Annotated in this window: 16 protein-coding genes; 10 read left to right on the top strand and 6 right to left on the bottom strand. The window is 51.8% G+C overall.

Translation table 11 applies throughout. From position 1 onward, the window contains the following. Positions 1 to 43: 43 nt before the first annotated feature. The 4 genes from metE (at position 44) to B4C79_RS14650 (ending at position 6,349) form a co-directional block, all read left to right on the top strand. The gene (metE, locus tag B4C79_RS14665) at positions 44 to 2,392 is read left to right on the top strand and encodes a 5-methyltetrahydropteroyltriglutamate--homocysteine S-methyltransferase (protein WP_171099262.1); all 2,349 of its coding nucleotides are present in this window, start codon (positions 44 to 46) and stop codon (positions 2,390 to 2,392) included. A gap of 80 nt (positions 2,393 to 2,472) precedes the next feature. Beyond that, on the top strand, positions 2,473 to 3,666 hold the full coding sequence (locus B4C79_RS14660) for an acetyl-CoA C-acetyltransferase (RefSeq protein ID WP_291739429.1): 1,194 nt from the start codon (positions 2,473 to 2,475) through the stop codon (positions 3,664 to 3,666). Positions 3,667 to 3,684: 18 nt separating this feature from the next. Continuing rightward, on the top strand, positions 3,685 to 5,448 hold the full coding sequence (locus B4C79_RS14655; protein ID WP_240965749.1) for a cation:proton antiporter: 1,764 nt from the start codon (positions 3,685 to 3,687) through the stop codon (positions 5,446 to 5,448). Between the two features lies 1 nt (position 5,449). Beyond that, on the top strand, positions 5,450 to 6,349 hold the full coding sequence (locus B4C79_RS14650) for a mechanosensitive ion channel domain-containing protein (protein WP_291739430.1): 900 nt from the start codon (positions 5,450 to 5,452) through the stop codon (positions 6,347 to 6,349). Here the strand turns inward: B4C79_RS14650 and B4C79_RS14645 are convergent. Then, the gene (locus B4C79_RS14645) at positions 6,319 to 9,207 is read right to left on the bottom strand and encodes an EAL domain-containing protein (protein WP_275270759.1); all 2,889 of its coding nucleotides are present in this window, start codon (positions 9,205 to 9,207) and stop codon (positions 6,319 to 6,321) included. The two genes, B4C79_RS14650 and B4C79_RS14645, sit on opposite strands and share 31 nt — an antisense overlap. A 5-nt stretch (positions 9,208 to 9,212) precedes the next feature. Further along, on the bottom strand, positions 9,213 to 9,926 hold the full coding sequence (locus B4C79_RS14640; protein ID WP_171099269.1) for an N-acyl amino acid synthase FeeM domain-containing protein: 714 nt from the start codon (positions 9,924 to 9,926) through the stop codon (positions 9,213 to 9,215). 192 nt (positions 9,927 to 10,118) lie between these two features. Here B4C79_RS14640 and B4C79_RS14635 point away from each other — a divergent pair, with 192 nt between their 5' ends. Next, entirely contained in the window at positions 10,119 to 11,342 is a 1,224-nt protein-coding gene (locus B4C79_RS14635; RefSeq protein ID WP_291740499.1) for a saccharopine dehydrogenase family protein, read from the top strand. Between the two features lie 4 nt (positions 11,343 to 11,346). On the opposite strand, the gene B4C79_RS14630 is transcribed toward B4C79_RS14635, so the two are convergent. Together B4C79_RS14630 and B4C79_RS14625 are read right to left on the bottom strand one after the other, a co-directional pair. Continuing rightward, entirely contained in the window at positions 11,347 to 11,463 is a 117-nt protein-coding gene (locus B4C79_RS14630; RefSeq protein ID WP_275270757.1) for a hypothetical protein, read from the bottom strand. A 1-nt stretch (position 11,464) separates the two neighbouring features. Then, positions 11,465 to 11,725, bottom strand: coding sequence for a hypothetical protein (locus B4C79_RS14625; RefSeq protein ID WP_291740498.1), 261 nt, complete (start codon positions 11,723 to 11,725; stop codon positions 11,465 to 11,467). Positions 11,726 to 11,854: 129 nt separating this feature from the next. On the opposite strand from B4C79_RS14625, the gene B4C79_RS14620 reads away from it, so the two are divergent. The 3 genes from B4C79_RS14620 (at position 11,855) to B4C79_RS14610 (ending at position 13,481) form a co-directional block, all read left to right on the top strand. Beyond that, entirely contained in the window at positions 11,855 to 12,862 is a 1,008-nt protein-coding gene (locus B4C79_RS14620; RefSeq protein WP_291762675.1) for a hypothetical protein, read from the top strand. 93 nt (positions 12,863 to 12,955) lie between these two features. Continuing rightward, positions 12,956 to 13,216 carry a hypothetical protein gene (locus tag B4C79_RS14615; RefSeq protein WP_105029218.1) on the top strand — a complete coding sequence of 87 codons (261 nt, stop codon included), beginning with the start codon at positions 12,956 to 12,958 and terminating at the stop codon, positions 13,214 to 13,216. A gap of 19 nt (positions 13,217 to 13,235) precedes the next feature. Continuing rightward, complete coding sequence (locus B4C79_RS14610; RefSeq protein ID WP_105029219.1) at positions 13,236 to 13,481, top strand: hypothetical protein; 246 nt, start codon at positions 13,236 to 13,238, stop codon at positions 13,479 to 13,481. Between the two features lie 11 nt (positions 13,482 to 13,492). Here the strand turns inward: B4C79_RS14610 and B4C79_RS14605 are convergent, their stop codons facing one another. Further along, positions 13,493 to 14,155, bottom strand: coding sequence for a hypothetical protein (locus B4C79_RS14605; protein ID WP_105029220.1), 663 nt, complete (start codon positions 14,153 to 14,155; stop codon positions 13,493 to 13,495). Positions 14,156 to 14,484: 329 nt separating this feature from the next. Between B4C79_RS14605 and B4C79_RS14600 the strand changes: the two genes are divergently transcribed. Then, positions 14,485 to 15,954, top strand: a complete 1,470-nt coding sequence (locus tag B4C79_RS14600; RefSeq protein WP_291740496.1) for a NarK family nitrate/nitrite MFS transporter — start codon at positions 14,485 to 14,487, stop codon at positions 15,952 to 15,954. Between the two features lie 25 nt (positions 15,955 to 15,979). After that, complete coding sequence (locus B4C79_RS14595) at positions 15,980 to 17,698, top strand: bifunctional protein-serine/threonine kinase/phosphatase (protein WP_291751950.1); 1,719 nt, start codon at positions 15,980 to 15,982, stop codon at positions 17,696 to 17,698. A gap of 56 nt (positions 17,699 to 17,754) precedes the next feature. Here the strand turns inward: B4C79_RS14595 and B4C79_RS14590 are convergent, their stop codons facing one another. After that, positions 17,755 to 19,752, bottom strand: a complete 1,998-nt coding sequence (locus tag B4C79_RS14590; RefSeq protein WP_291751948.1) for an alkaline phosphatase D family protein — start codon at positions 19,750 to 19,752, stop codon at positions 17,755 to 17,757. Positions 19,753 to 19,828 lie beyond the last annotated feature (76 nt).

Here is a 19,828-nt window from a genome sequence, read left to right as displayed (position 1 = left end):
ATGCCGATCATGATGTTTTAATTGCCACACAAGAAGAAACTCCATGATTAAAACGCACACCCTGGGTTTTCCCAGAATCGGTGAAAACCGTGAATTGAAATTTGCGCTAGAAAGCCACTGGCGCGGCGAAACCACGGAGGAAGAACTGCGCGCCACCGCGCACGAATTGCGCCTGAAACACTGGCAAGCACAAATTGATTCCGGGCTTGATTTCATCACTGTAGGCGACTTTGCTTTTTACGATCAAATGGCAGACCACATTCAATTGCTGGGTTGCGAGCCCGCACGGTTTGAGTTCAAGGCTGAACAATCGAAGCTGCAACGCTACTTCACCATGGTTCGTGGAAAATCAACCGAGAACCACAGCTGCGCCCATGTTCACGAAACCTGGGCACTGGAAATGACCAAATGGTTCGACACAAACTACCACTACATGGTGCCAGAGTTCACTTCAAGCACGGTGTTCAAAGCGCATACAGCAAGCCTTGTAGAGCAAATTGAACAAGCCAAAACCTTGAATCATCCCATCAAGGTCAGCCTGATCGGTCCACTCACTTTTCTGTATCAGGGCAAAAGCAAACAGACTGGTTTTGAGCAGTTCGATCTACTTGAAAAACTGCTGCCTGTGTACGGACAAATTCTGGCTGAACTTAAAGCACATGGAATTGAATGGGTGCAACTGGATGAACCTGTATTGGGACTGGATTTGCCCGGCAATTACCTGGCGGCCTTCGAGCGCAGCTACCTGCAACTGAAAAGCAGCAGCATAAAAATTTTGCTGGCCACTTACTTTTCAACCACGCAGGGGCACACCAGCCCTGTGTGCAAACTGCCTGTGGATGGTTTGCACATTGACTGCGTGCGTGCCGAAGAAGACTTGCCCTTGGTACTGGACTGGCTACCCAATTACAAGGTGCTGTCCTTGGGTTTGATCGACGGACGCAATATTTGGAAAACTGACCTGGAAGCCGCACTCAACAAAATAAGCAAAACTTTTGATGCTGGCAAAGGTGAGGTATGGCTCGCACCCAGTTGTTCGCTGTTGCATGTGCCCTACCGGTTCAACAACGACACCACCGTGAATCCGCAGGTATTGCCCTGGCTGGCCGGCGCGATTGAAAAGCTCGAAGAACTTGAACTTCTGAAGCAGGCCGCCAAAACACAACTACAAGGCAAAACACTGACAGGTGCTTTGGCCACTTTGTGGAATGAGCACCAAACCACAGTAAAACAGCGCACGCAAAGCCCGCTGTTGAACAATGCAGAAGTCAAGGCCCGCCTTGCAGCACTGGCCCCAACAGCTGACCAACGTGGCAGCGAATTTGCCATTCGCCAGCAAGTGCAGCGCGAGCGTTTTAAGCTGCCTGCCTTCCCGACCACCACAATAGGTTCGTTTCCACAAACCAAAAATATTCGTAACTTGCGCGCACGGTTCAAGAAAAACGAAATTGACGAAACCACCTATTGGCAGCACATTAGCCAGGAAATTCGCCAAGCGATCGAGTTTCAAGAACGGATTGGGTTGGACGTACTCGTACATGGTGAAGCCGAGCGCAATGACATGGTGGAATATTTTGGCGAGCAACTGGAAGGCTTTACTTTCTCAGCCAACGGTTGGGTACAAAGCTATGGTTCACGTTGCGTAAAGCCGCCAATTCTGTTTGGTGATGTATCTCGCCCCAAAGCAATGACAGTGGATGTAGCCCGCTTTGCCCAAAGCCTGAGTGAAAAACCTGTAAAAGGTATGCTCACAGGCCCGGTTACCATTTTGCAGTGGAGCTTCGTGCGCAACGACCAGGCCCGCGCCACCACCGCTCTGCAAATTGCACTGGCCATACGCGATGAAGTGGCCGAACTTGAAGCAGCGGGCATTGGCATGATTCAAATTGACGAGCCGGCCTACCGCGAAGGTTTGCCTTTGCGCAAAGCACGCTGGGACGAGTATTTGAACTGGGCCAGCAAAGCCTTCCGCATTTCAGCCAGCCCCGTTCGAAATGACACGCAAATTCATACGCACATGTGTTATTCCGAATTCAACGATATTCTGCCCGCCATTGCGGCCATGGATGCCGATGTGATTACCATTGAAACCAGCCGTTCTGACATGGAACTGTTGCGTGGATTTGGTGAATTCCATTACCCCAATGAAATTGGTCCGGGTGTCTACGACATTCACTCGCCCCGCGTACCGGGCCAGGATGAAATTGTTCGCCTGATCCGCAAAGCCGCGCAGGTTATTCCACCCGAAAACCTGTGGGTGAACCCCGATTGCGGCCTGAAAACACGTGGCTGGGAAGAAACCGAGGCGGCTTTGGCTGTGATGGTGAAGGCGACACAGGTATTGCGGGACGAACTGCAAGCTGAAAACCGGTCTGAAAAAACTGCTGCATAATTGCTGCACAGGGGGTTAAAAACCCCGTGGGCACGGGAAAATAGGATTAATAACACCTATTTTCCCGGAGACCCCAAACCATGAAGCACGACCCCATCGTGATCGTATCTGCCGCCCGCACCCCCATGGGCGGTTTTCAGGGCAGCATGTCTGGTTTTACAGCCGGCGAACTGGGCGCACACGCCATTCAACAAGCCGTGTTGCGCGCTGGGCACCCCACCCTTTCTGAAAAAGTGGATGAAGTGATCATGGGATGTGTGTTGCCAGCAGGCCAGGGGCAAGCACCAGCCCGCCAGGCCGCGCTCACCGCCGGTTTGCCATTGAGCAGCGCCTGCACCACGATCAACAAAATGTGTGGTTCGGGCATGAAAGCCATCATGATGGCGCACGACAGCCTGTTGGCTGGCAGCACCCAAGTGGCGGTGGCAGGCGGCATGGAAAGCATGAGCAATGCACCCTACCTGCTGCCCAAAGCGCGCAGCGGCATGCGCATGGGCCATGGGCAGGTGATGGACCACATGTTTCTCGATGGCCTGGAAGACGCCTATGACAAAGGCAGACTAATGGGCAGCTTTGCTGAAGAATGCGCTGACCAATATCGCTTTACCCGCCAGGCGCAGGACGAATTCGCAATTCGCTCACTGGAACGCGCCAAACAAGCCACGGAAGACGGCAGTTTTCAATGGGAAATTGCCCCAATCGAAGTGGCCAGCCGCAAAGGCACGGAAGTCGTCAGCACCGATGAACAGCCCCTGAAAGCAGACCCGGCCAAGATACCCACGTTGAAACCTGCCTTTCGACGTGACGGCGGCACGGTCACTGCTGCCAACAGTTCATCCATTTCCGATGGCGCAGCCGCGGTTGTGATGATGAAACAAAGCCATGCAGAAAAGCTGGGAATCAAGCCCTTGGCGCGCATACTGGGGCACAGCACCCATGCGCAAAAGCCTAGTTTGTTTACCACCGCGCCGGTTGGTGCGTTACAAGGGCTGTTTGAAAAAATCGGCCTGAACGCCGCACAGGTTGACTTGTTTGAAATCAACGAAGCATTTGCTGTGGTGACCATGGCTGCAATGGCTGACTTGAACCTGCCCGCGGACAAAGTGAATATTCACGGCGGCGCGTGTGCTTTGGGTCACCCCATTGGTGCCAGCGGCGCCCGAATTGTATGTACCTTGATCGGTGCATTGAAAAAGACAAACGGAAAAATCGGCGTGGCCAGTTTGTGCATTGGGGGTGGCGAAGCCACGGCACTGGCGATCGAACTGATCTAAAAACATCGAGAGACAAAAATGATGGAAAGTGTTGTTTACTTTTTGCTGGCTGCCGCCCTGGCGGTGCCCCTGTTCAAGAAATTGGGCTTGGGCGCAATTTTGGGTTATCTGGCTGCCGGCGTGGTCATCGGCCCCCAAGTGCTGGGGCTGATCGACGACCCGGAAAAGGTGCTGCACTTCTCTGAAATTGGCGTTATCTTGCTGCTGTTTGTCATTGGGCTGGAACTGGAGCCCGCCAAGCTTTGGGCCATGCGTGCGCAAGTACTCTTGCTGGGTTCGGGCCAGTTGTTCATTACTGCGGGCATCATTTACGGGGTGCTGGCATTCCTGTTCGAGATGAACAGCAATGCGGCCTTGGTCATCGCCCTGGCTTTGGGCCTTTCCTCAACGGCGTTCGCCATTCAATTGATGGCCGACAAAGGTATCTTGGGCAATGAAGACGGCCGGCGTGGTTTTTCCATGTTGCTGTTTCAAGACCTGGCGGTCGTTCCCATTCTGTTTGCCGTGCAGGCCTTGGCCCCAATAGAGCCCGACACCGACCCCGGACAGTGGTGGCTTGCACCCGCGGCCATTCTCGGGTTGATTGTATTTGCGCGTTTTCTGATCAATCCCGCCCTGCACTTTTTATCCCGCTACGGCGGACGTGAAATCATGACTGTGGTGGCCTTGTTGATTGTATTGGGCGCTGCGGTGGTGATGGAACATGCCAACCTCTCCATGGGTTTGGGTGCTTTCATGGCCGGCATGATGCTGGCCAACTCCTCATTTCGGCATCAGCTTGAAGCCGACGTAGAGCCCTTTAAGGGCTTAAGCCTGGGTCTGTTTTTCATCTCGATTGGCATGACCTTGAATTTCGGTCTGCTGGTTGAATCTCCACTCACTGTGATGTTCGGCACCTTGGGCCTGATGTCATTGAAAGCACTGGTCATCATCGGCCTGGTCATGCTGGCAGGCGTTCCTTTCCCGCGTGGCCTGATGCTGGGTTTGATGTTGTGTCAGGGCGGTGAATTCGGTTTCGTGATCATGGCGCAAGCCATGGATCTTCGTTTGCTGGGCGAAGGCACAGCAGGCATGGTCAATTTGATGATCGGTATTTCCATGGCGCTGACTGCACCGGCGGTGTTGTGGTTTGAAAAATTCACCGACAAGCAAATTGCAAAAGCGCCCGAGAACATCGAAAAGTTTGACAGCAGCGAATCAGAAGCACTTATTCTCGGTTTCGGCCGGTTTGGGCAGGTTACTGGCCGTATTCTGGCGGCCAATCAAATTCACTTCACTGCGCTGGACAAGAACGCCGAGCACATTGAGTTCGTCAAGAAATTCGGCAATCAAGTGTATTACGGCGATGCTTCGCGTGCCGAAGTTCTTGAAGCTGCGGGTATTTCAAAGGTTCGCACCGTGATTGTGGCCATTGATGATCCGAAGATGTCGCAAGCCATTGTTGAGTTCATTGTTCATCATTACCCAAAAATCACCATCATCGCCCGTGCGCACAATCGAAACGATTACCTCGCACTGAAGGCAGCAGGTGCGCATTCGGTGATCCGTGAATTGTTCGCTGGCGCACTGGAGGCAGCCACCGAGGCGCTGCATGCACTGGGGTACAGCGACGGCCAAGCCATGCAGAAAGCAGAAACATTCAAGCAACACGATGAAAGCCTGTTGAACAAGCAAGCCAAAGTGCTGGGCGACAGCGAGAAAGTAATTGAAATAGGTCGACAGGGGCGCGAGGAACTGGAAGCCATATTCCAGCAAGATCAACGGGCAGCAAACAGAAGCTAAGATGGAAATTCTTCAATTTTTCAAAGACCTCGAACCCACGGTTGAACAGGTTTTCAATTTTCTCGAAGGCCGGCTTGGCAAGCTGATCCTGTCGATCGCACTATTGATGTTGGCCACCACGATCAACCGCTTCATGCACTGGCGGCTGCTTCGGGAAACCAATGGAGCCACACCGCAAACGGGCAATGTGCGGGCCACTTGGGTTCGACGTAAAAACATTGTATGGGTCACTGCCCTGTTGCTGGTACTTGCTTTGTGGTCAGGGCAAATTACCGGTTTTCTGATTTCCCTGGCGGCCATTGGTGGTGCGCTGTTGATTGTCAGCAAAGAATTCATTTTGTGCCTGTGGGGTGCTTTGGTTATTTCTCTGAACAAAAGCCTTCGCATTGGCAGCACGATTGAAGTGGGCCAATTCACAGGGCAGTTGGTGAATACAGGTTTTGTAACCTTCGAACTGGCTGAAATTGGTCCGTCGAAAAAACAAACCGGCCGCCTGCTGACATTGCCCAACAGCCTCGTATTCACGCAAGCCATGAAAAACCTTTCAGTGTATGGCTCCTACGGCATTCACCTGATCGACTTCAACTTTGACAAGTCTGTAAAAATTCAGGCTGCGGAATCGCTTGCGCTGAAACTGGCCGACGAGGCTGGAAAACACTGGATAGAGGAAGCCGAACGCCATTTTTCAGCAATTGAACGTGACAATTTTGTCGATTTGCCCAAGGCCAGGCCTGAAGTGTTCTGGGCAAGCATCGACGAAAAATGCCTGCGCATGACCCTGCGGTTTGCCTGCCCCCTAAACAAGCGGGGGCAACTTGAAAAGTCAATCGTGAAACGGTTCTGGGTGGAGTATGGTGAATTGACCAGCGTTCAGGCAGACACCGATTCCAAAACAGATTGAACCAGACGTGCCCGGTTCTGATCGGGCATCAATTCCAGTGTGCTGTTCAAGTTCAGGAAACGCTCGCATTCTACTGCAGGGGATACCAGGTAACCCTGCACATAATCAACGCCAAGTTCTTTGACTTCTCGCAGGGTGTGTAAATCCTCCACCCACTCGGCCACACATTTGCAACCCAGATCGTGGGCCAAACCCACAATGGCAGTAATCACGGCATGGCTTTCCGTGCTGTGGCAAATGTTCTTCACAATCGACCCATCAATCTTGATGACATCTGCGTGCAGGTCCATCGCGTACCGGAAATTGCTGTACCCGGCACCAAAATCGTCCAGTGCAATGCGCACGCCCAGGCTGCGCACCTGTTCAATGAAATTCTGAACCGCCTGAAGATTGATCACCGAACCAACTTCTGTAATTTCGAGGCACAACTTTGAGGCGTGCTGCTGATGTACGCGAATCAACGCCAACGTGTCCTGTAGAAAAATTTCATCGTTCAAAGAACCGGGTGAGACATTGATGCTCAACACGCTCAACTTGTTTAACTGCTGTGCATGCTGAGCCAGAAAATCGAGTGTATGGCTTAATACCCAATTGTCCAGAAACGCGGTGTGCCCACCCCGCTCACAGGCCTCAATCAAAAACCCGGCCGATCCAAGCTTGCCGTTCTCATCCTTGATCCGTAACAGGGCTTCCGCATACAAGGGTCCGTTGTGCTCATTCAAAGCCAGTATGGGTTGCCACGCCAGGGTCAAACCAGTGGGCAATTTTTGATCATCGAGCCTGCGAATGGTTCTGGATTGATCAAGTAAACTGCGGGTCTGGTTTTGCTCAAACACCACCCGCTCAACCTTGTTGTTGCGTTTGGCCTTGAACTTGGACTCACGCATGGACATTTCAACGGTTTCCATGACATCGAGCACGTTGTCAACCAGCCCCTGAAATACCAGTGTAGCCAGCACAGAGGTTTGAATACTTCTGCCGTCAAATTGAAACGGCACTGAATCCAGCCTGTACAAAAATGCATTGAAGGCTTCTTCTGCACGCTCCGTGTCGTTCTGATGAATCATGATTGCGAATTGATCAACATGCAGCCGTGCAATCTCGCCATGGGCGTTCATGTGGCGATACAGCTCAGTGTGAAAGGCTCGAAGCAACTGGTCAGACACCGCAAGGCCATATGCGCTGATCAAACGCGAAAACTGTTGAATATCGACACAAAAGAAAGTGAAACTGGCTGCACGCTTGTTCAGCTTGTTGTGAATAATGTTTTGCAGCCCACGTCGATTCAGGGCGCCAGTCAATTCATCGTGTGTGGCCTGGTACTGCAAGGCCAACTCACGGTCTTTTCTGGCTGTAAAGTCCGCTACCACGCCCACGAGTTCCCGGTGATCGCGACTAACCACCAGCTCATACCAACGTGTTTGCCCCTCACCCACCACAACAGGCAATTCACGCCGTGATGATTTGCCGGGTTGCTCCAGCAAATTAAAAAGCGCAGCAAGGCGCTGCGGCTGAAGAAAGTCGAGCGTGGGCATGCCCTCCCGATTCAGGAACAAATCGGTGAACTGTTTGTTGAAGTGGATCAATTGACCATGGCGCGTGCAAGTAAACATGGCTGACGGCGCAATATCAAAAACACTCTCCAGGCGCTCGTGGGCCTGTTTTATTTCCTGTGCTGCCAACTGTTGTTGCCATTGTGCTTTCCTTAAAAACTCGGCCAAGGCAACAGCAGTCATGAGGCTGGCCAGCACCGTGACCGAGGCACTGTTGAAATACTGCAGCAGAAAACGTTGATCAAACCAGGCTGACAAAACTTCAGCCACTGCACCAGCCAAGGAAATCAACATCGCCGCGAGGTAGTAAATTGCAACGCGGTCACGTTTCTCCAGAAAATTCTGGATTACTACCCAAGCCACAGCCGAGGCTGCAACCAAGCTCATGGGCCAAAACAACTCCAGAAAGGTGCGGTACGGAGAGAACAGCGCCAGGGCAGTGAGAATTACACTGGCACACTGCAGGGCGCGCAATACACCCAACCACGATTCTCGGCGAATGTTTTCAAACAGGTGCCACACAATCAGCACTGTAGAGGTGAAGTACATGGCCAAGGCCAGCATGCGGGCCCGCATGAGCGGCTCAGATTTCAAATCAAAACCAAAAATTGAATGGTCCCAACCTTCCGACAATGCCACCAATCGAAGACTGGCAAACAGCCAGAACCCGTAACTGACAAACAGTACGCTGCGGGTCATGAACGCGGCAACTGCCACCATGCCGATCATGAGATAAAGAACACCCTCAAGAAAACTTTGGCGGCGTTCGGAGACCAGAATGGTTTCATTGAAATTTGCAGCTGTTTGCAAACCAATTTCAAGACTGGCGGGCCCGATGAACTTGAACTGGCAAAGTACACCTTGCAGATTGACAGGATTTGTCAGGTTTGCTGACACCACACGCCCCTGGTTTGTCTCCAGCTGAATTTCCTGCAAGGTGCCGTTGGGGTATGCAAGCCAGCAGCTGGACTGCACCACATGCCGTGATCTGAAAAAAATTTGTTCATACTGTTGTGCCATGGTTTGCGACACATTTGCATAAACCCAATAGGGCGTCTCTTTCAAGTGGGTGCGCAGCACAGTCTGCTCAGCTTGGTTTTTTAATTGTTCTACTACATTGAACAAACTGCCCTGCACATCTTCTTCAGCAAGGCTCGAGAATACCAGTGGCACTTCAGGGGGGCTGTTCTCGCCAAGCACCGACAAGTTGACAAAAGACACCAGCAGAAAAAAACTCAACAACACCACCGACAGAAAGGGCACCCAAGGTGTTTTCTGAAATGAGTCTGCGACAGCAATAGGCATGGAAATCATCCGATAGAGCGCAATTGATTTTGCGTTTCCAGTTGCAAGGTACGCATCTGAATGTTTTGCAACAAATCAGGATGAGAGCTGGAGAAATAAACTGAGTGGAGCGGATTCGCGCTTAATAACCAGCGTGCCTCGATATGAAATACATCAAACCAGAGAATTCGGTGAGGAATCATGCCAATGTGCTTCATGGCCACAAACTCATCAGGCTGAAGCACATCATCCAGATCAAACCGTCGGTACTGCCTGTCCACCGGGTAACGTACACAAAGAAAACATCGGTCCACCAAATTCGCCCTGCTGTACCAGTAGGCCGCTTTGATCAACATCAACCTCAATGCCAAACCATTCGAACGCGCAGGTATGGCCAGCCTCGATACCTCGGCAATTCGCCCTGTTCTCAGGGCCTTGGGCAATGCATATGACTCCTCAAGGCGAAGCTGCTGCTGATTGGCAATTTGAACCCGCACAGTGCCAATGCAACTTCCATCCAACTTTGAAAAAGCCAGAAGCACGGCAAAGTCGGGGTTGCGATCATCGGCATCGGGTACAGCCAGCTTTTCACCCAGCAAAGGCAGATGCTTTCCGTAAGCGATTTGACGGGCTTTGGCGGCCAGCTCAAGTTCACGGTCGTTTTGTGCAATCGCAATCCAGAATGGCAACAATTGGGAGCTTGGATCGAACAAAAAGTTGACTGCTGAAAGACTGGCCATGGGGTTCTCCGATGAATGGATTCACCTTAAATATTCCACATCCAATTTGCGTCCCCCCGATCGGGTTAAAGCTCCGGTCACTCCCTATCACCCTTAGGGCCTAGAAATAATCAGTATTCGGAATATCAATACAAGGTTTATTGAGTGTGAGAGAATCTGGCAAAACACAATAAATTCAGGAGATACAGCACAATGAAAAAGAAAGAATTCGACGTGATCGTGTTCGGGGCAAGCAGCTTTGTCGGTCAAATTTTGGTGCAGTACCTGTGGAAGCGCCATGGCTTGAATGGCGAGATCAAATGGGCAATTGCAGGGCGCGATGCCGACAAACTGGCAGTGTTGAAAAACCGCTTGGGTGAGCAGGCCCGAGAGCTTCCTACCATTTTGGCCAACGCCGGTAAAGAAACTGATCTGCGAAATCTGTGTGCAAAAACCAAGGTTGTGGTTTCAACAGTGGGCCCTTACGCTTTGTATGGTTCCGGTTTGGTGAAAGTGTGTGCTGAAACCGGCACCGACTACTGTGACCTCACCGGTGAAGTGCAATGGATCGCACGGATGATTGAAGCCCATGAAGACACCGCCAAACAAAGCGGTGCACGCATTGTGCATTGCTGCGGTTTTGATTCAATCCCCTCTGATTTGGGCGTGCTGTTTTTACAGAAGGCCGCCAGCGTTCAATATGGTGAACCTTGCCAACAAATACGCATGCGGGTCAGGAAACTAAAGGGTGAATTTTCAGGTGGCACCGTGGCCAGCATGATCAACGTTACTCGCGAAGTTGCGGCTGACCGTTCACTGGCGAAGAAACTGGCCAACCCCTACTTGATCTCCCCTGCCCGCCTGGCTGCACGCCAGCCCAACGTAAGCTTCGCAGAATTTGACCCCGTGGCAAAAAGCTGGCTGGCACCTTTTGTTATGGCGGGTATTAATACGCGCGTGGTTCATCGAAGCAATGCGCTGCAGAATTATGGATATGGCAAAGAATTCAAATACGACGAAGCGATGATGACCGGAAATGGATTCAAAGGCCGAATGACTGCGATGGGACTGGCCAGCGGCATGGCTGGGTTTTTGATTGGTGCAGCACTGCCGCCAACCCGTTGGGTACTTGAAAAATTCGTGGTTCCCAAACCTGGCGAAGGCCCCAGTGAAACTTCGCAGCAACGCGGCTCTTATGACTTGCGCTTTTATGGCACCACCAGCAAGGGCAATACTTTGACAGCCAAAGTAACAGGCGATATGGACCCGGGTTATGGCTCAACCGGAAAAATGCTGGGCGAGGCTGCCGTGTGCCTGGCCCTGGACATTCAAAACCACGCAGGCGGGTTCTGGACACCCGCCTCACTGATGGGCGAACAGCTGATAGGTCGCTTGCAACAGCATGCGGGCCTTACTTTCGAGCTGTTGCAGAATTAAATAACTAACGCACTTCAAACCTGGCCAGCAAACGCCCAAGCTGGTCATACAACTCCATACGCTGACCCAGAATATTCCAGCTTCTGACCTGGGTCAGCGTGTCAATCAGTTCACTATCCACATTACCCTTGCTTAAGCAGGCCATGCGTGTGGCAGCAAGCAGGTTCAATTAGTTGCAAATAAGCATTCTCAAGTTTTGCATTGTCACCCATGGTAACCACGGGCAAGTTAAGGCCACTTGCACATTCAATAAAACGGCCAGCATCGGCAAAATAGCGATAAAGCCCCGTGAGCGGAAACAACTTCAAGTCCGGTACATCCCCAGTTGCGGTGCGATTCAAGCTGTAATTCAAGGTCGACAAAATGTTTCCGTAATGCGACATGCCAGCAATACACCCGCCCAGACTTTCTCGAGCACGGGGATTTGCTCCTGCGATGTTGTTGATTCTTGATTATTACATCCAAACATTTGCACTCAAAGTACAAGCTTCATCTCATGGGGAATTTGATACATGCAATCTGGAACACGTCTTTGTTGGTCGCTCCTTGTTTTTCTGCCGTTTGTGGTTGCATGCACGGGCGAAGAGCCCACTGCCCTGCCAACAACTCGCAACAATGCATCATCACTGGAACAAAACAGCCCTTGCTTTAACAATGCTTGTGCCAGTTTGCAGGAATTGCTGACCGTTCCGGATGCAGAGAACATGATTTTCTCGGCTGAAGGCAGGCTGTTTGTGTCCGGCGGGCAATCCGTGATTGAGGTGGTTAAAGTTGCCGATGAATTCGCGGCTCAAACCGTTTCCAGCGGGGTGTGCAACTTCACGGGTTTGGCGATTGCCAGGAATACCCTTTACGCCAATTGTGGCGACGGCACTTTGTGGGCAGGCAGCTTGAACAAATCCCCAATGACGATTTCACCGGTATTTGACTATGACAGCATGGGGTTGGCCAATGGACTAACCAGCAGTGCAGACGGCCAAACACTGTATGCAGTGGATGGACCGATTGCTACCAATGCCCTGCCCACTCCAAAAATTGTGAAACTGAAAGTTGCTGCCAACAACCCGCTGCAAGTGGAGAATCAAACAACATGGCTAGACCTGGCAGGTCGTTTTCCAAATGGCATTCAACGCCGGGGAAATCTGCTGTACTTTACTGATTCTGAAATACCAAACCTGGGCCGCTTGAATGTAGTGCCAATTCAACAGGATGGATCTGCCGGAATGCCATTGGTGCTGGCCACGCTGGAAAGCCTGCCGGACGACTTTTCAATTCTTCCCGATGGTTTCGCCGTTACCTACTTTTTAACGGGACAGGTCATTAAACTCAACTTTCTCGGCGAGCAAGTGGATGCCTTCAACCCACTGACCTTTTCAACCGGCACTTCGCAGGTCATGCAAGGCCGGCCACCACTGTTCTCCGGCACTGACTTGCTGGTGACTGAAAAAGGAATTCTGGGCGAACAAAGTAGCCCAGTAGGTAATAAATTGACTGTGGTGCGCAAGACAAGTACCAACTAAACACCGAGCAAGCCTAGAACTGCAAAAAGCACTTGTATTGATAATGATTATCATTTACGATGAATTCTCATTTGTATCAATCGGGAGTTCTTCATGCAGCAGGAAAACTGTACAGCTCAACTGGGTCAATGGTTAGCGGGCAGCGAAAACGGTTCAGTCTATTACTGTCAGGAAACCGGGGTGGTATCCCTCTGTCTTCACTACATGACCATGCGCTTTGAAGCCACCGCCTTTCGGGATTTGCTGGGCATGATGGGCTTTGCACAAGCCGAAATTCAACGAATCAAACAAGCTTTGGAGCAACCCACCCTGCAAGGCCACAACCGGCAGCATGCAGGTGGCGCGCTTCACTGATTCATGAAGGAATTGCCCCATGAAAGCCGCAGTGTGCATGAATAAATCGATGGATACCCTGCTGATTGAAAACGACGCCTTGTGCAGGCAACTGGCCAAACTGCAAGCACGCGCCAGTGAATTGATTCAAAAGCGATCGGCCGAAGTGGAGCAATTGACCACAGTGGTGGAGTACTTGAGTGCAGAACTTCACGACCGTGAAGCGATGATTTTGTTTTTGCGGGCCAAGCTTCAGGAGTTCAGGAAAATCGCTGAACTCCAGTAAGCAGCCCCTGATTAATTGGTTTGGAGGTAACCAAAATCAAATTTGTGCATGTCGTCATCCACACGTACCGTCACTGTGATGTCTTGCGCACTGCTGGCCGATAACTTTCGGGCCACAATAATTTCACCTTGTGTTTGCTCACCCGGGCGCACCACCTTCGGTTTCAAACTGTACTTTTGAATTCGGTCAAAGTCGGCAAAGGCTTGCTGCACATCAAGTCTGTCATTGAAATCGGTTTGAAACAGAAAACCGCTTCCGTGAAAACCCCTGTGAAAAGGTGAGTGATAAAACGGGCTGTAAAAAATTGGGGCCCTGAAACCGTAGAAAGAAAGTCGGTTTTGCACATCCTGAATTTGTGCCTCGTAACTGACCACAGTGGCCGGCTCGCCATTGAAAGTCACCGTGACGTTTTCCGTCGAAAACTCAACTGGAAACTTGCCGTTGTTCACGAAAGTTACGTTAAAACGAGGGTTATCAAATTGACGCATCGAGTTGTACACCGAGCCCACCTGCACCATGTGTTTTTTGCTCGAACTCAAAGACTCAAAACCCTGGTTTTGAACTGGCACCTGGTTCTCGGCCACCACTGGCCGAACGCTGTACATGGAGGCACATGCGCTCAAGAGCAATGCAGACCCCACCACCACACCTGTTGACACGCTGAACATACGCATTTGAATCACCTTTCTGCTACTTAAGTTGCTGCTAAAAACTGACGGCCCACTCGATGTTATTTTATCCATATTGCATAGACCTTGACAGGTTTTCTTGGTTCACGGTTTGTTCGCTGGCACAGTTTCTGCATTGCAACATTCATACACACAGTTTTCGCCTCCAAAGCTGGAAATCGAGACTGTCTGGGAGAGTTAAGCGCACCTTTTAGGTGCAACTGACTTTCATATGCAGCAAAAACGGGCAAAGGCGCTCACTCACCAAGTCAATCCACAGATTGATTCGATGGGTGGGCGCTTTTTATTTTGAATTCCAAAAAGAGCCATTCGTCATGAACGACCACGCCAAACTGAATCTGTTCTCTTTTGCCGGGAAAATGAAAATCCTGCACATGAGCTGGATTGCATTTTTCATCACTTTTTTCGTGTGGTTCAACCACGCACCCATGCTCGGCGCCATTGCTGAATCGCTGAGCTTGAGCAAAGAACAGGTTAAAACACTGTTGATTTTGAATGTGGCACTGACCATTCCCGCACGCATATTGATTGGCATGCTGACCGACAAATTTGGCCCCCGCCTGGTTTACGCGGTGCTTCTGTTTGTGTCGTCCATTCCCTGCTTCATGTTTGCGCTTTCAACTGACTTTGCACAGGCCGCCATTTCCCGATTTCTATTGGGCTTTATCGGTGCCGGGTTCGTGATCGGTATTCGCATGGTCAGTGAATGGTTTCCAGCCCACCAGCTGGGTACGGCCGAAGGTATTTATGGCGGTTGGGGTAACTTTGGGTCGGCAGGTGCAGCCATGGTGCTGCCCACACTGGCCTTGTTGCTGGGCGGGCCTGACGGCTGGCGCTATGCAATTGCAATTACTGGTGTAATTTGCCTCTTGTTCAGCTTTGTGTGGTATTCCAATGTGAGCGACACGCCCAAGGGCTCCACTTATTTCAAACCCAAGAAAAGCGGTGGCATGGAAGTAACCAGTGTGGGCGACTTTTACTTCATGCTGTTGATGAAGTTGCCCATGTACGCTGCACTGGCCTTGTTAACCTGGAAATTGTCGCCCGAAGGTGTCAGCATGCTGAGCAGCGCAGTGGCCAACGGCATTTACGGCGTGTTGATCTTGATCTTGGTGTACGACTGCTACAGCGCTTACAAGGTAAACAGCGAAATTTTCAAGGCTCCAGTGCCCGAACTGCACCGCTACAAGTTCAAGCAGGTGGCGGTGTTGAATGTGTTGTACTTTGCAACCTTTGGTTCTGAACTGGCCGTGGTGTCGATGCTTCCCCTGTTTTATTCCGAGACCTTCAACCTGAGCCCGGTTACCGCTGGCCTGGTTGCCTCCATGTACGCATTCATGAACCTGATGTCGCGACCCGGCGGTGGCTGGATCAGCGACAAATTTGGCCGCAAGCGCACCCTGCTGATTCTGACGGCAGGGTTGGCTGTGGGCTATGCCCTGATGGGATTGACTGAATCCAGCTGGCCGCTATGGCTCGCTGTGATCACCACCATGGCCTGCTCATTCTTCGTGCAGGCTGGTGAAGGCGCCGTATTTGCGGCAGTGCCCTTGATCAAACGCCGCCTGACCGGCCAAATCGCTGGCATGACAGGGGCCTACGGCAACGTGGGCGCGGTGGTCTACCTCACTGTGTTGTCGTTTGTCAGTTATCAGGCCTTCTTCTTCGTGATTGCATTAACAGCCGTGGTGGGTTTCATTACACTGCTGTTCATGGAAGAACCGCAAGGACACATGGCCGAGGTGAAAGAAGACGGTACAGTTGAACTGATTCGCGTGGGATAAATAGACAAAGACAAGCAAAGGCACCATGAGCAGCACACTGCAAGTCCGGTTTGGTGGTTATTCCATCGCAGGCCCAAAGCCTGTGAATCAGGATGCATTTGCTGCCTGGTGTGGGCAAGCTGAATCGAACTTGCTCAAAGGTGCTGCGGCGGCCATTGCCGATGGCGTGAGCAGTTGCGCCGATTCCCATGTGGCCAGCCAAACAGCTGTGACCAGTTTTCTGGATGACTATTCTTCCACGCCTTACACCTGGAGTGTTCACAAATCGGCACGGCAAATCATTTCTGGCCTGAACGCCTGGATTTACCAACAAAACACCAACCGCGCCAGCCACAATGACAGCCTGTTGACCACTTTCAGCGCCGTGGTGTTGAAATCCAATACCCTGCACTGTTTTCATGTGGGCGATTCACGGGTATATCACGTGCGCGGCGATGCCATTGAACGCCTGACCCAAGACCACGTGCGCACAGAACGCGGGCAGGAATATTTGTCGCGTGCACTGGGCGCCGACCGCCACCTGGAACTGGACTACAGCACGCATGAATTGCAGGTGGGTGACCTGGTATTGCTGAGCACCGACGGCGTTCACGGCGTTTTGAAGCGCCCTGAGCTGCTGGCCCTGATTGCACAGCACGGCACAGGCCACCTGGAGCAACTCGCCAGGCACATGGTACAGGCCGCGCTAAATGCAGGCAGCGATGACAACCTGACCGTGTTGCTGATGGCGGTCGATGCCCTGCCCCATGAAACGCTGGATGAGGTGCACCGCAAGTTGACACAATTGCCCATACCGCCTGTGCTTCAGGTGGGCAACAAAATAGATGGCTATGAAGTACTTGAAATTATTTTCAGCGGAACCCGCAGCCACATGTACCGCGTGCGCGACATGGAAACCGGTGAACAATTCACATTGAAAACACCCTCACTGAATTTCGCGGAAGACGCGATGTATTTAAGTGGCTTTGTTCGCGAAGAATGGGTGGGGCAAAGCATCCAACATGTGAATGTGATGCGCACCCATGTGCCCAAACGCCCGAAGCAGTTTTTGTATTATCTGGGTGAATACATTGAAGGCATCAACCTGCGGGAATGGATGTATGACAACCCCAAACCCGGCATGGATGCGGTGCGACGCATTGTGAAGCAGGTGGTGGCCGGGCTGCGTGCGTTTCAGCGTGCCGACATGGTGCACCAGGACATCAAACCCGAGAACATCATGATCGACTCGAACGGCTGCGTGAAAATTCTCGACTTCGGCACCGTACTGATCGCAGGTGCCGATGAACTGATTTCACCACTGGACAAATCGGTACCGCAAGGCAGCGTGAATTATGTGGCCCCAGAGTACTTGATGGGTGAAGTAGGTACTTTCAAATCCGATTTGTTTTCACTGGCCGTGGTGGTGTATGAAATGCTGACAGGTAGCTTGCCGTTTGCAGAAAAAGCGGTGAAGCAGGTTGAACTGAAAAGCTACAGCGATTTGCGCTACATTCCAGCCAACCACCCGTGCCGTGATTTGCCGCTGTGGGTAGAGGCCTGCTTGCGCAAAGCGCTTCAACCCAACCCACGGTATCGCTACGATGCGCTCAGTGAATTTTTGCAAGACCTGACCGTGCCTAACACCAAGCTGGAAGCCAGTGTGGCCAAGCAACCCCTGATTGAAAAAAACCCGGTGTTGCTGTGGCAAGTGCTGGCGGCAATTTTGCTGGTGATGAATTTGATACAGCTGTTGATCAACTAATTGGCCAACTCATTCGCCAACCAAGTCGTCAACTAATTTGCCAACTAATTTGCCAACTAACGCGCTAATACCTGGGCGGGCATGGGTGCCAAAGGCGCTGCCCGTGAACTGCTGCTGGGTTGAACAGGCATGCCGTGCAAGGTGACCGAATCAACCTGATTTTTGAATCGCGGCGTGGGTAAGCGTGCGGGCTCATCATTTGCAAAACTCACCATTTGCACACCCAGCACATCGGGTGCGTTGTCTTGCAACTTGTTCTGCCACCAGCATTCAAACACTGCCTTGTCTTGTTCCAGTTGCACAATGCCGTATCCGTGCTCCACCCATTCCATGAATTGCACATGCTTGTTGCCCAGCATGGTGGCAGTTTCAATGGCACGGCTTGCTGCCACATGCACGGCAAACGGACTTCCCGGCAAGGCATTGGCCACCAACTCATCGGCTCCACCCCTTCCCATTGAAGAAGGTGCAAACTCTACCGCAGCTGACGCTGCGCGCAAATTCACACCCGGCAAATTGGCTGTGGCTGCCCGCTGAAAGCCTGCTGAAATATTTTCTGGAGATGTACCCTGCCTCAAAGTGGGCACAGGTGGTGCCACCTGATACTGGTTCAACAACGCGGTTTGCTCGTCTTCCACCACATCAGAAATCCAGTTGCCATGCATGTCACCGGAAACAAAAACTGTACCATTCACAGAAGGAATATCACCTGCGCCGCGCAATTGCGAAATCAACAAATTTCGCTCGGTGTTGTAATCGCTCCAGCGAACAGGCAATGGCAGCACCGGAGAGCCCACCACATTGGGTACAACCCAGGGCGCAATCCAGGTTTGGTTGTTCAACACTTTCCACACCACGCCCTCCGTTTCATCTTTGCGAAGTTGTGAAAGTAGCCAGTCAAATTGTGTTTTTCCAAACAAGGTGGGCGTACCTTCCGGCAAATGCGAGGCATCCGCTTGTAAGCCGTAGCCGGGTAAATAACTTTGTGTGTCCAGCGCTCGAATGCTGGCCAGCGGGCCATAGTTCAAGCTGCGATACACCAGCAAGGGATCGACGGGCTCAGGGTATTCAGTATCGGGATAAAAAATGAATTCACCGCTGCCATCGGCTTTCACAGGGCGCGAAGGAGTCCATTCCCAAAAAGCGCGTGTGGTGTCAAGTAAGGTACAAGTGGACTCGACACCCTCGGGCAAAGTGGTGGGCAATTCATTGCCAAACCCAGGGTCGATGTCGTGGTTGTCCCAGGTAATGAACCAGGGGTGTTGCTGGTGCGCTGCCATCAAGTTGGGGTCTGAACGAAACAGTGCATAGCGCCTTCTGCACTCGTCAATGTTCAGCCAGTCGCGATAATCCACGTAGGCGGTGTCCTCGATGTTTTTTCGAGCCCGAACCTGTTCGTCTTCATCGACAAAATCGTAAATGTAATCGCCACAGTGAATCACCAAATCCAGGTCCTCACGTTGCGCAATGGCACCATATCCGCTCCAAGTACTGGACCAGTAACTGGAACATGACACCACTGCCAGGCGGATGGCTGAAACCATGTCAGCCGGCGCAGTGCGCGTGCGCCCCACAATGCTGCTGTGCGGACCGGTTTTAAACTGATAGTAATAAGTGGTGGCGGGCTGCAATCCCTGAGCGTCTACTTTCAATGTGTAATCGTGTTCTGCCACCACACGCTGTGTGCCACGGCGCACTACATTTTGCATATCGGCTGTGGTGCTCACCAGCCAGCGCACCTGCACACCTTGTGCCGGGTATTCGGGCAAGGTAATTCGGGTCCACAAAATAACGCGGTCCGCCAAAGGGTCGCCACTGGCCACACCATGTGCAAATGGCATGGCCAGCACCATGGGAAAGTCAAAACTTGCGGGTTCAAACCCCGGTTGTGGCAAGGCTTCTTCGAATTCATTGCTTGAAACTGGCGAATCAGTGCCTGGATCAGAGGGCCCAACAGGCCCGGCAGGATTGGTACCCACCAATAAATCATCACCACCTCCGCAACCCACCAATGTACTGGCCGCCATCACTTTCAACACATCACGCCGCTTCATCCCGTCACCTTCACTTTGTTCTTGTAGCTTGTACTGCCCAAAGCTTGGAAAGGATTGAAAACACAAAAGAGCAGGC

Origin of the sequence: Limnobacter sp. UBA7229 (assembly GCF_002473065.1) — a bacterium.
Taxonomy (GTDB): domain Bacteria; phylum Pseudomonadota; class Gammaproteobacteria; order Burkholderiales; family Burkholderiaceae_B; genus Limnobacter; species Limnobacter profundi.
This window is presented reverse-complemented; position numbering and strand designations above follow the sequence as displayed.